This window comes from Ruegeria sp. CDSB029 (assembly GCF_059611125.1).
In genome coordinates, this window is record NZ_JBXWOX010000001.1 from 214432 (window position 1) to 227099 (window position 12668).

Here is a 12668-nt window from a genome sequence, read left to right on the forward strand (position 1 = left end):
GTGTTAGCGCTGATCCGGTTGGCATTACTCGACGGTTTTCATCATGCGCGCGGCTCAGACGCCTCCTTCTTTGGTCACTTTGATCTTCGCCACGGCGTTGTCGGTTTTGTCGTTGAACATGTTCCTGCCGTCGCTTGCGAGGATGGCCGAGGGATTTCAGGTCGACTACGGACTGATTAACCTGTCAGTCGCCGGGTATCTGGCGGTATCCGCCGTGTTGCAATTGATCATGGGGCCGTTGTCGGACCGGTTTGGCCGCAGACCGATCCTGTTGATTTGCATGGCAGTTTTCACAGTGGCATCGGTTGGCTGCGTATTGGCCGAGCCGATCTGGATATTTCTTGGCTTCCGTCTGTTGCAAGCAGCGGTGGTGGCCGGACCCGTGTTGTCCAGCGCCTCGATCAGGGATCTATATGCCCCGAACGAGGCTGCCAGCAAACTGGGCTATGTTGCGATGGCAATGGCTTTGGCACCGATGCTTGGCCCGATGCTGGGCGGTGCATTGGATATGCTGTTCGGTTGGCGTGCCGGGTTCATATTGTACTCGGTTCTTGGGGCGGGGATGCTGGTGCTCTTGTGGGCGGATATGGGTGAGACGAATACGAACCGATCTGCAACATTCGCGGCTCAGCTAAAGGAATACCCACATCTGTTTCGCGCGCGTCGGTTCTGGGGTTACGCACTGTGTGCGGCATTCTCGATCGGCGGGTTCTTCAGCTTTATCACCGGTGCGCCACTGGTCGCTGCGGTCTGGTTCGACCTGAGCCCCGCCATGCTGGGTCTGGGGATCGGAATTATTACCGGCGGCTTCATGGTGGGGAATCTCATTACCGGGCGCATCGCAGCACACACGAAGCTGACGACGATGATCCTGATCGGTCGGGTCGTTGCCTCTATTGGGCCTTTCTGCGGGTTGCTGTTGTTCACAGCAGGTCTGGGTTCAGTCTGGGTATTCTTCGGCTCGGCCATTTGCGTGGGCTTCGGTAACGGGCTGACGAATGCCAACGCCTCGGCCGGCGTAATGTCCGTGAGACCCAATCTGGCAGGCAGCGCCGCGGGGCTTTCTGGTGCGCTGATCGTGGCGTTGGGAGCCATTCTGACCTTGATGACCGGCGCATTTGTTAGCCCCGAAAATGGGCCCTATCTGGTGTTGGGCATGATGTTTGCCAGCAGCTTTGTCGGATTGCTTGCGGTGCTTTACGTTCGCCGGATCGACGCGTCAGAGCCCTTGCCGGACACAATCTGATCGCCAAGACCCATTGGCGCAATCATTCCACTTTTCATGAGGCACATACCGTGTTAGGCGGCGCGCGATGGATTTCGGCGCGTACCTCGCGCCATATAGTAAGGAGAGGCCGATATGGCACTGGAACGCACATTCTCGATCATCAAACCTGATGCAACCCGTCGCAACCTGACTGGCAAGATCAACGCCAAGTTCGAAGACGCTGGCCTGCGCATCGTTGCGCAAAAGCGCATCCACATGACCAAAGCTCAGGCTGGCAAGTTCTACGACGTGCATGCCGAGCGTCCGTTCTATGACGAACTGTGCGAATTCATGTCGTCGGAGCCAGTCGTTGTGCAGGTTCTGGAAGGCGAAGGCGCCATTGCAAAGAACCGCGAAGTCATGGGCGCAACCAACCCCGCAGACGCAGCACCCGGCACCATCCGCGCCGAGTTTGCTGAATCGGTTGGCGAAAACTCGGTCCACGGTTCGGACGCGCCTGAAACTGCTGCCGTTGAAATCGCGTACTTCTTCTCGGGCATCGAACTGGTCGGCTAATCCGCCGTCAGACGAAGTTCAGGGCCGTATCCCATTGGGGGTGCGGCCTTTTTCGTTTCAGACCTGTTTAAGATCTTTCGGCGCAACGCGTATACCTATCGCATCCAGATCAGAAATCATCTGGGTTTCCGGGGCGGTGCTGACGCTGGATTTTATCGCGTCGAACTTTACGCGCAGTGCCTTCTTTTCCTCGCCCTTGCAGTCGTTCCAGGGGCGCCCCTGCAATCCCATCACTAATACGTAGTATCCGATGAAATGCGGCCGGGTGCCCGCCTGTAACAGCCGTGCATAGGCCTCATCCGCCCCCAAATCGCGCAATTCCTGCGCAGAATGAATGCCTGCGCGTGCGCAGGATTGCTCAAAAGCCGGGCCGAGATTGCGGATCGATGAAACAGGATCAGACATACCCCCGTCTTAGCCAAATGACCGGACAGAGTCATTTGGTTGTTCGAATTAAATCAGATGTTCTGGTCATTGCTGTTGATCAACGGAGTTAGTCGTTGATCGGATCGCAGGAATATGAATTCATGATCACGTACTGGATCCTCGGTGAAAGGGACGCTCTTAATGGCTCGGGTCAAAAACTGTTTTGTTATCCCGGGAGCATTCGATGAGGCGGGTTTTACTAAATCTTTGAAAGAATTGGCATTGCGGTTCGAGGCCGCTGAACCTGCTGGAAATTTTGATATTCTGGATTGTCATGACCAATCCCTCAGGGCATCTGCCAAAGTTTTGATCGAGACCGATGAGTCCTTGATCCTTTTGCACGGTGCCCGAGCCGTAACCCAGTGGTGCAAGGGTAAGGGCAAGTTCGTGCAGGAATTGCCTGTCGGACCCGTCAAGGCAGGTCTAGCGGGCTTTCCCAAGTTGCGCGCGTTGATGAGCGTCGGGGCGGGCAGGGCCAAACACCGCTCGTTTGCCATTCTGGGTGACCTGCAAAAGACGCAAGTGCGCGGCACGATGATGTTGATGTCCTCGGATCAGGGGCAGGTAACAGTTGTAACCGTTCAACACATGCGCGGATATGACCGGGCGTATAAGGCTGTTTGTGAAAAGCTGACGAAATTGGAGGCTGGCAAAAGCAAGGCGAAGCCATTATTCGACTGGTTGTTTCCCGACGCGACCATATACAGGGCCAAGCCCGAAATCCGCGTTAGTAAACAAGAACCATCAATTGAAGTCGCCACCAACATCATTCGCACCTATCTGGCGGTCGCGCGCCAGAACGAGGCGGGCGTGATCGATGATATCGATACTGAATTTCTGCATGACTACCGCGTTTCTCTGCGCCGCGTGCGATCTGTGATCGGCCTGTTCAAGGGTGTGTTCTCACCCGAACAAACCGCTGCATTAAAGCGCGAGTTTTCCGGTTTGATGGAACCCACTGGTCGCGTACGGGATTTGGATGTCTATCTGTTGGAAAAAGGCAGTTACTTCAACCTGTTACCGTCGAAACTTCATGCGGGTGCCGTGACCATGTTTGCGCAATTCGAAAAGGAACGCAGTCAGGCACTTGGCCGTCTGTCCCGGCGTTTTCGGACGCAAAACTATGACAATCAGATGAAAAAGTTGACCGAGCTATTTGCTGATCCGACAAACCTGCAGCCTGGCCCAAATGCAGATCGGCCTGCCTATGAATATGCGCGCGCGCTGATCTGGAAGCGATATCGCAAAACCTGCAAACTGGCGCGACGTATCACCTCGGACACGCCTGATGAAGATGTTCATAATCTGCGGATCGACTGCAAAAAACTGCGTTATCTTATGGAGTTCTTTGCGCCTTTGTTCGACGCAAAGGCATTCAAAACGATCATCAAGCCATTAAAAAAGCTGCAGGATAATCTGGGCCTGTTCAATGATTTCTCAGTCCAACAAGAGGCGCTTCTGAATTTTGTGAAACAGCACACCAATAAGCAAGGCCGCGCTAATGCGCAGTTGGCCTTGTCCGTGGGCGGGCTGATTTCTGTTCTGGATCAACTCCAAAAGGCAGAACGCGACCGAGTCATCGCAAATTTCAAGCATTTCGACAGCCCGGACATCCGGCACCTGTTCCGCAGTTTGTTTCATCAAAAGGAGGGCTGAGGAGTGAAGATCATTGCCTGTTACAGCAACAAGGGCGGTGTGGGTAAAACCGCCACCTCGGTCAATCTGGCCCATGCCTACGCGGCAGCAGGGCACAAGGTTTTGCTATGCGACTTGGATCCGCAGGGGGCGTCTGGGTTTTATCTGCGCGTCAAGCCGTCCAAAAAACTGACTGATGCAAAGTTCTTTGAGGATGTCGCGCGGTTTACCAAGTCCATTCGCGCCAGTGACTTCGAGGGTCTCGACGTGCTGCCAGCAAACATGACCTTTCGGGATTTTGACGTCTTCCTGTCACGGATGCGGAACAAGCGGTCGCGGCTGAAAAAAGCGCTGATCTCGGCGGGCAGCGATTATGAGGTGATCATTCTGGATTGCCCGCCCAACTTTTCAACCCTGTCGGAAAACATCTTTAAAGCCGCAGATCTGATCGTGATTCCGGTCATCCCGACGACGCTGTCAGAGCGGTCTTTCGATCAGTTGGTCGGTTTTTTCGATACCAACAAGTTGTCGAAGAAAAAGCTGACAGCATTCTTTTCCATGGTGCAACAGCGCAAGACCCTGCACCTTGAGACGATGGATGCGATGCGAAAGCTCTATCGCAAGCGGTTCCTGCACAGCTCAATCCCGTTTGCGGCGGATATCGAACGGATGGGGCAGAACCGTGCGCCAGTCAGTGAATTCGCCCCGCGCAGCGCCGCCAGTTTGGCATATCAAAAGCTGTACGACGAGATGGAAAACGAAGTGGTTTCAAAGCGATGAGCACCGAAATTGAACGCAAGTTTCTGGTGGCGGAATTGCCCGACTTGAGCGGCGCGGATAAGGCCGTCATCCGCCAAGGCTATCTGACTGCACCGGACGATTCCACGGAATTGCGTCTGCGGCAAAAGAATGACAGGTATTTTTTGACGCTCAAAGGAGCGGGCTCCTTGGTGCGGGTGGAACGCGAGGCCGAGATCACGGCCGAGCAATTCGAAACCTTCTGGCCGGAAACCGAAGGACGTCGGGTTGAGAAAGAACGCTATACCGGAAAAATGCTAGACGGTCGGGTGTTTGAGCTGGACATCTTTCTGGGAAGCCTCGCGCCGCTGCGGCTGGTCGAGGTGGAGTTCGACACAGAGGCCGAGGCGCAGGCATACACGCCGCCCGACTGGTTCGGAACAGATGTGACGGCAGATAAACGTTATAAAAACAAAATGATGGCGATCAAGGGTGTGCCAATCTAGGGCTTACGCGCCAGTTTGATTGTTGCCTCAAGACCCGGGTCGCAATTGCGCGCCTCGAATGCGCCCTGATGCATGTGAGAAATCGCTGCCACCAGCGCCAGGCCCAGGCCTGAGTTGCGCTCGGTCCTTGCGGGATCGAGCGTCACAAAGGGCACCTGCAGGCGTGGTAAATCCTCTTCTGGGACACCAGGGCCCCGGTCACGCACGCTCAGGCAGGTGTAGGGGCCGCTTTCTGACAGGGTGATCGTGATTGCCGTCTTTTCCGGGGCATAACGCATGGCATTTTCCAGAAGATTTGACAGCGCTTGAGACAGAAGCGGGCGGTGCCCCTGAACAGTGTGGGCGGTGCCGACGACCTCCAGCGAGATGCCCTGATCGGCGGCAACTGGTTCGTACAGCTCGACGACGTCGCCAATCAGTTGCTGCAGATCCACGGGTTCGAATTGTTCACGCCCGACACCGGCTTCGGCGCGTGAGATTTCAGTCAATTGCCCCAGAACACGCAGCACGTGGTCGATCTCGGCCGTAGCGCGGGCCACGTCGACCTCGCGGTCCAGATCACTTTTGGACGGGTCAGACAGCGACTCGACCCTTTGGCGCAGACGGGACAGGGGGGATCGCAAGTCATGCGCGATTGAATTCGAGGTTGTGCGCAGATTGCTGATCAGTTCCTCAATCCGGTCCAACATGCTGTTCAAGGTTCCGGCCACTTGATCCAGCTCATCCCCGGTTCCGCGCAAGGGCATGCGGCGGGACAGATCACCTGACACGATGTTTTCTGCCGTGCCCGCAAATTCCGACAGGCGAGTGAATACCAGCCGGGTGAAAAGCCAACCGGTCAAAAGGCTTAGCGCCAGTGCAATGGCTAGGGCCAAGCCAACCGCGCGCAACAGTGCACGGTCGAATTGCTGCCGTGCAAGGGCATCCCGACCTACCAACAGGCGTTCGCCACCGGGCAGGCGAACTGAGGCGGCCGAGATCGGCACCAACTGGTCGTTATCGGCGCGGCGAAGATCCAGATCGACCCAACCGCTGCCTGCCGTGACATCCGCAGGCCAGTGCTTGAGGTTCCCGGCCAGCTTCACACCGAACCGGTCGGTCAAAAGATACAGCGCATCCCGCTCGGACGCGGTTGGAATCCTGCGTTCAATGGCTTGCAACAGCCCGAACAGACCGCGTCGTTCGTATTCATCTGCCAGGCCTGTCAGTTCGGCGGATACCACTGAACGGGTCTCACCCTCGATACTGCGATTGGCGGTGAAGTATACAAGCCCCAGCACGATTGCGGTCAGCAACGTGCTGAGAACCATGCTGGCTAGAACGAGGCGGGTGCGAGAATTATTGAACGAAAGTCGCAAGTTATCCATCGGATATCATGTAACCCGCACCTCGAACCGTTTCAATCAATGGCGGCCTGTCGCCTTCATCCAGCTGGCGGCGCAGCTTTGATATATGGACGTCGACCACGTTGGTATTCGGGTCGAAATGATAATCCCAGACACCTTCCAGCAGCATTGTGCGCGATACAACGCGGTTCTTCCGGCGCAGAAAGAATTCAAGGATCTGGAACTCACGCGGGGTCAGGGAAATCTCTTGCCCGTCGCGGGTGACCTTGCGGGTCAACAGATCCATCTCAAGATCGCGGCAGGTCAGCGTCGCGGTTTCCTCAGATTCCTGCGGGCGTCGCAACAGGGCTTCGATCCGCGCATGCAGTTCTTGGAACGAAAACGGTTTGACCAGATAGTCATCCGCACCCGAGCGCAAGCCCTTGACCCGTTCGTCAACCGCGCTCATCGCGGTCAGCATCAGGGTAGGGGTCTTGACCCCTGCGGCTCGCAAAGATCGGATCAGCGACAGACCATCAAGACCAGGAAGCATCCGGTCCAGCACAATGGCGTCAAACCCGCCATCCGTGGCGTGGTACAGACCCTCGCGCCCGTCTGCGGCCTGCTCGACCACATAACCTTCCTCGCCAAAGCCCTTGGCGATGAACTCACGAGTGTCCTCGTCATCTTCGACGATCAGCAGGCGGCGGCTCATGTTTCGGGTTCCTTTCTATCGGGATTTAAACACAAATTTCCTGAAAAGCACATGATTTGCGTAAATTACGTGCCGGGTGCGTTGCAGCGCACCCGGCAGTCCCGGCGGAATGCGGACAATTCAATCCGCCGAGGAGGCGCACGCCAGAAATCCCCATCAAATGGCGCACGCGGACTTCGGGTCAGGCGATTTCCACCGCCACGAAGATCTGGTTTCCGCCCCGGTTGATCAGCACCAGTGCGGGGTCAGTCTTTTCGCTGTCCAGCGCAGCCTTCAGCGCGTCGGGTGAGGCGGTCTCTTGACCGCCCAGTTTTACGATCACGTCGCCGCGTTGCAGACCGGCCTTGGCGGCAGGGCTGTCGGGCTTCAGATCAGTGACGACCACACCATCGACATTCTCAGCTACGCCCATTTGTGCGCGGTTGCTGTCGGTCAGCGGTGCGACGGTCACGCCCAACGCGGTGCCCGAGATACCTTCGTCCACCGATTTGTCGACCTCGGCTGAGGCGCTCTGATGCTGGCCGATTGTCAGCTCAATTTGCTGCTCTTTGCCATCGCGTAGAACAGTCATAACACTGTCGGTGCCGACTTTGGTTGTTCCGACGAGGATCGGCAGATCACTGCTGGAGTCGACGGCTTCGTCGTTGAAGGTCAGGATAACGTCACCTTGCTCCAACACGCCCTCTGCGGGGCTGCCCGCGACGACATCTGACACAAGTGCGCCGGTCGAGGCATCGATCCCTATGGCCGCCGCGATCTCTGGGCTGACATTCTGGATTGAAACACCCAGCCAGCCGCGGCTGACCTGACCATCGTCACGCAGATCGGCGGCGATATGTTCAACGATGTTCGATGTCACCGCAAAGCCCAGACCAACCGACCCGCCGGTGGGCGAGTAGATGGCCGAGTTCACGCCAATCACTTCGCCTTCCATGTTGAACAGTGGACCGCCCGAGTTGCCCTTGTTGATGGCCGCATCGGTCTGAATGAATTCAGCGTAGGGCCCGGCCGAGATATTGCGGCCTTTGGCTGAAACGATGCCCGTGGTCACGGTCGAATGCAGGCCAAACGGGTTGCCGATGGCCACGACGTCCTCACCCACGCGGATAACGTCACTGTCCCCGATCTCAACGGCTTGCAGCGCTTCGCCGGCGTCGATCTTCAGGACGGCGATATCGGTCAGCGGGTCGGTGCCCACGATTTCGGCTTTGAAACTACGGTCGTCGCTCAGACGGACGGTCACGGTCGAGGCATTGTCGACAACATGGTGGTTGGTGATGATGTACCCGGCTTCGTCGAGTACAAACCCCGATCCCAAGCCTTGCGATGGTCCACGCTGCGGTGCCTGAAAGCCCTCAGGCGCTCCGAAGCGTTTGAAGAATTCACCAAAGGGGTGGTCTTCTAAATCAAAATTCTGTCCCTGTCCCGGTGCTTGCACGGGCACAATGTCCTGTTCGGCGATGATGGTCACCACCGAGGGGGACACGCTTTCAACCAGATCAGCCAGGGCTTCGTCTGCCAGCGAGGGCAGGGCGGTCGTGGCCAGCAGCGCGGCGCCAAGCGCGGATGCGCCAACGAGGCCTGTTGCACGTGGCAAAAGCAGCGAGGATTTACGGATGCTCATTTTTGTCTCCTGTTTATTTCACGCGATTGCAGCCGCGCGTTAACCGAGGAGATGAGGCATCAACCTGTGAGTTTCCTGTGCTGAGGATTAAGAAATCTTAATTTCGCCACAAACAGGTCGTTGTATGCCGACGTTCCGCCGAGATAATAGCGAATCGCTTGTCACGAATCGGCCATTGTTGCCAATTTGAAAGTCAAACCCTGATTTAACCTGAATTGATTCAGTTTTGGTAACAAAGGATCGCTGGAAGGCCTTGGCGAAAATTCGCTCATCTCTTGGTTGTGGTGTGTTTCTGCAGTCTGGTCAAATCAAGTGCATATGCGCCCTATAACTTTTATATATAACTAATAAAGAATATGCATAACGTCAGGTTTGGACTAAAATGGGCAGTTCATTGATCTTCTATAGGTAGATTTCGCCTCGGCGGGATGTTGCGCAAAAACCATTCCGAGACGCCAAAAATTAACCGTTCTTTCCAATTTTACATTGTTTGGAAGCACCGTTTGGGTGACGATGATCTTGCCCAAGCGAAGGGGGAGCCGACGGCACTAGGGGGTGCCAACGGCTTGTCACAGTCACTGGAAACGCTAAGCGGCATGTTAACGAGGGGGTCTTGTTTAGGTTCAGCGGCGGAATAGCCAGGGTGCCATAGGCATTTTTGGCAGCGTTTTCAGGATTGGTGAAAAGTGGTAGTCCTGTTTTGGGCAACGGCCTGGTCGGTATCGACCGGGCCGTTTCTTTTTTGGCAGGCAGGTTATGTGGCCTTCTTGGCCCGCCAGCGCGCCCAATCCTCGGGCGTGTCTAAATCCAACAGGGCGTTTTGGCCGGGCAATGGTTGAAGATGCACTGCATTCTTATGCGCCCGCACAACGGACTGCGCGCCCTCATCGCCGGTAAGTTGACTGAGTTCTCTGAACAGCGGACGGGCAAACACAACCGGATGGCCGGGCTTTCCTGTGGCTGTCGCCCCACGCCAGATCAAGCAATTTGGATATTCTTGGATAGACTCTGCGACCTGCTTCAGGTCACCAACTGTGATTTCCGGCAAATCTGCCAGTAAAACCATGACAGCCCCGGCATCGGGGGGCACATGCGCAAGAGCACCGCGCAAACTGGCGTTCATGCCCTCATCAGCGTCGGGTATTTCAACTGCAACAACATCCATGCCTTTCAAGGCGTCCTGGCGAGGATGCGGGGCAGGTGGTAACGCAACGATCACCGGGCCTACCTGCAACGCTGTTTGTGTGGATCGCCGTATCAGGGGTATGCCATCGACGCTTTGCATCAGCTTGTCCGCGCCAGCCATGCGGCGGGATTGTCCGGCGGCCAGAAGAATGATGGGAATATCTCTCATGCAATCACATAGCCACCATGGCCATCTTTTGTCATCCCCGCATGCGTGCACCGTCCGCGTCGAACAGTGATACTGAGATCACGCGCGACTTGCGCATCTGGCCCAGTATCTCAATCTCGACCTCTAAACCGTCGCGTATACGGTCCGAGGGCAGGAAGCCCATGGCGATGGATTTACCGGCATAGTGTGAATACCCGCCCGAGGTGCAGAATCCGACGACCGCACCATCCAGCCAGATCGGCTCATAGGCATTCACGTCGGCGTCGTCTGCATCCACTTCGAACGAGACCAGTTTGCGCGCGGTCCCCTCGGAGCGTTCAAGCTCGGCTGCGGCGCGACCGATAAAGTCGGTGTTCTTCGTGAAGGCAATAAAGCGATCCAGCCCGGTTTCCGCGGCAGAGTAGTCGGGTGAGAACTCGCTCATCCAGGACCCAAAGAACTTGTCCAACCGCAGGCTCATCATCGCGCGCATGCCAAAGGGCACCATGCCGTGGGGCTGGCCAGCCTGCCAAAGGGTCCACCACAATTGCCGTTGGGCCATCGGATCACAGTAGATTTCGTACCCCAGATCGCCCGTGTAGCTGACCCTTTGAACGGTGCAGTCGGTCATACCGATGGTCATGCGGCGAACATCAAGGAACCTGAGGTCAGAAATGTCCTCGCGGGTGCATGCCGCCAGCACTTCTACGGCATTTGGGCCTGCGATCTGGAACCCGTTCAATCGGTCGGAAACATTTTCAATGGAAACGCCGTCTTCCCGATGTTGCAGAAACCAACGCATGTGAAAGGCCTGACTGCCATATGAAGCAGTCAACTGGAATTCGGTCTCGCTCAGGCAAGAGACAGTGAAGTCCCCGATCAGCTTGCCCTTATGCGACAGCATCGGCGTCAGGGACAACCGCCCCGGATTTGGAATTCGTCCGGCCATGACCCGATCCAGCCAAACTCGTGCGCCGGGACCAGTGATGCGGTACTTGCCGAAGTTGTGGACTTCATTGATACCTACGCCGTTGCGAACAGCGCGAACCTCGCGGCCTGTGGCATCGAACGCATCCGAACGTCGGAACGAGGGCGTTTCATAGCCCGGCTCATCGCCTTGCGCAAAATAGTTCGCAACCTCCAGCCCGTATTGCTGACCCCAAACCGCGCCCAGATCGCTTAAGATATCGTACATCGGGGTGGTCCGGTTCGGACGTGCGGCAGGCAGCTCTTCGTTGGGGTAGGCGACGCTAAAGCGTTTCTGATAGTTCTCGATCACCTTCGGGCGCGTATAGCCAGGGCCGACCCAGTCGCCGAAGCGGGCGACATCCATGGCGAATACATCGCGCTCAGGCTCTCCTTCGATCATCCATTGCGCCAGCGTCAGGCCAACCCCGCCGCCCTGGCTGAAGCCCGCCATCACACCACAGGCGGACCAATAGTTGCGCATGCCTGGCACCGGCCCGACCAGCGGGTTTCCGTCCGGCGCAAAGGTAAACGGTCCGTGGATCACCGATTTGACACCAGCCTCGGCCAGAACGGGGAAGCGTTTATATGCGAATTCGATACTGTCGGTGATCTTGTCATAATCGTCGGGCAGCAGTTCGTGGCCAAACTCCCACGGTGTGCCATCGACGGCCCAGGGTTTGCAGGGCTGTTCATAGAACCCAATACACAGCCCGCGCCCTTCCTGCCGTAGATAGCTTTCTCCGGCGGGATCCATCACATGCGGATGCTCGCCGCCAGCGTCGATGATCGCCTCGATCTGAGGGATCGAGTCTGTCACCAGATACTGGTGTTCCATCGGGTGCAGCGGGAAATAGACGCCCGCCATCGCGCCAACCTCGCGCGCCCAAAGGCCACCGGCATTGACGATGTGTTCGGCATGGATCGTACCCTTGTTGGTGACGACATCCCATGTCCCGTCGGGGCGCTGGATGGTTTCGCGTACCATGCAGTGCGTTTCGATGGTTGCACCTCCCATCCGGGCCGCCTTGGCGTAAGCATGGGTGGTCCCCGACGGGTCCAGATGACCGTCCAGAGGATCATAGAGTGCACCGATGATCCCGTCGGTGTTGGTGATCGGAGCGATCTTTTTGATCTCATCCGGGCCAACGATTTCGGTTTCCAACCCCATGAAGCGATGCTTGGCGCGTTCTGCCAGCAACATGTCGAACCGATCCTGATTATCTGCCAGCGTCACTCCGCCCACATGATGCAGACCGCAGGACATGCTGGTAATCTCTTCCAGCTCTTTATACAGCCGGATCGTATATCCCTGCAGCGCCGCCATGTTGGTGTCACCGTTCAGGGTGTGAAACCCGCCCGCCGCGTGCCAGGTTGACCCGCTGGTCAGCTCGGACCGTTCCAACAGCATCACGTCAGTCCACCCCAGCTTGGTCAGGTGATAGAGTACGGAACATCCAACGACTCCGCCGCCGATGACTGCAACTTGGGTTGTGAGTTTCATGCACGTCTCCTGATGGCTATGCCGTCAGTCTCAATAGGAAAGCTGCCTTTGCAATAGCTTCAGCGACAGAAAGTGTCGCGGAAGGCGATCCGGGTTCGGCGCCTGCTGGCTAA

Annotated in this window: 11 protein-coding genes; 5 read left to right on the forward strand and 6 right to left on the reverse strand. The window is 56.8% G+C overall.

Features of this window, described 5'->3' with window-relative positions; genetic code table 11:
- The first annotated feature begins 43 nt into the window (after nt 1–43).
- Both AC2FI8_RS01050 and ndk read left to right on the forward strand, forming a co-directional pair.
- Nucleotides 44–1246: a multidrug effflux MFS transporter gene (locus tag AC2FI8_RS01050; protein WP_496776538.1), complete on the forward strand. Its 1203-nt coding sequence runs from the start codon at nt 44–46 to the stop codon at nt 1244–1246.
- Between the two features lie 114 nt (nt 1247–1360).
- Nucleotides 1361–1783 carry a nucleoside-diphosphate kinase gene (ndk, locus tag AC2FI8_RS01055; RefSeq protein WP_496722426.1) on the forward strand — a complete coding sequence of 141 codons (423 nt, stop codon included), beginning with the start codon at nt 1361–1363 and terminating at the stop codon, nt 1781–1783.
- A gap of 57 nt (nt 1784–1840) precedes the next feature.
- On the opposite strand, the gene AC2FI8_RS01060 is transcribed toward ndk, so the two are convergent.
- Nucleotides 1841–2188: a TfoX/Sxy family protein gene (locus AC2FI8_RS01060; RefSeq protein ID WP_282151034.1), complete on the reverse strand. Its 348-nt coding sequence runs from the start codon at nt 2186–2188 to the stop codon at nt 1841–1843.
- A gap of 162 nt (nt 2189–2350) precedes the next feature.
- On the opposite strand from AC2FI8_RS01060, the gene AC2FI8_RS01065 reads away from it, so the two are divergent.
- From AC2FI8_RS01065 to AC2FI8_RS01075, 3 genes are read left to right on the forward strand one after another with little or no spacing between them, the layout of a single operon-like run.
- Entirely contained in the window at nt 2351–3865 is a 1515-nt protein-coding gene (locus AC2FI8_RS01065) for a CHAD domain-containing protein (protein ID WP_496776540.1), read from the forward strand.
- A 3-nt stretch (nt 3866–3868) separates the two neighbouring features.
- Complete coding sequence (locus AC2FI8_RS01070) at nt 3869–4624, forward strand: ParA family protein (protein WP_496776542.1); 756 nt, start codon at nt 3869–3871, stop codon at nt 4622–4624.
- Nucleotides 4621–5088, forward strand: a complete 468-nt coding sequence (locus tag AC2FI8_RS01075) for a CYTH domain-containing protein (RefSeq protein WP_496776544.1) — start codon at nt 4621–4623, stop codon at nt 5086–5088. The genes AC2FI8_RS01070 and AC2FI8_RS01075 overlap by 4 nt, the downstream gene beginning before the upstream one ends.
- Here the strand turns inward: AC2FI8_RS01075 and AC2FI8_RS01080 are convergent.
- From AC2FI8_RS01080 to AC2FI8_RS01100, 5 genes are all read right to left on the reverse strand, one after another.
- Entirely contained in the window at nt 5085–6455 is a 1371-nt protein-coding gene (locus AC2FI8_RS01080) for a sensor histidine kinase (RefSeq protein ID WP_108858814.1), read from the reverse strand. The two genes, AC2FI8_RS01075 and AC2FI8_RS01080, sit on opposite strands and share 4 nt — an antisense overlap.
- Nucleotides 6448–7128: a response regulator transcription factor gene (locus AC2FI8_RS01085; protein ID WP_058273791.1), complete on the reverse strand. Its 681-nt coding sequence runs from the start codon at nt 7126–7128 to the stop codon at nt 6448–6450. Before AC2FI8_RS01085 ends, AC2FI8_RS01080 begins: the two co-directional genes overlap by 8 nt.
- 181 nt (nt 7129–7309) lie before the next feature.
- On the reverse strand, nt 7310–8752 hold the full coding sequence (locus AC2FI8_RS01090) for a Do family serine endopeptidase (protein ID WP_496776546.1): 1443 nt from the start codon (nt 8750–8752) through the stop codon (nt 7310–7312).
- 754 nt (nt 8753–9506) lie between these two features.
- Nucleotides 9507–10106, reverse strand: a complete 600-nt coding sequence (locus AC2FI8_RS01095) for a nucleotidyltransferase family protein (RefSeq protein WP_496776548.1) — start codon at nt 10104–10106, stop codon at nt 9507–9509.
- 31 nt (nt 10107–10137) lie between these two features.
- A complete protein-coding gene (locus AC2FI8_RS01100) occupies nt 10138–12555 on the reverse strand; it encodes a GcvT family protein (RefSeq protein WP_496776550.1) in 2418 nt (805 codons plus the stop codon).
- Nucleotides 12556–12668 lie beyond the last annotated feature (113 nt).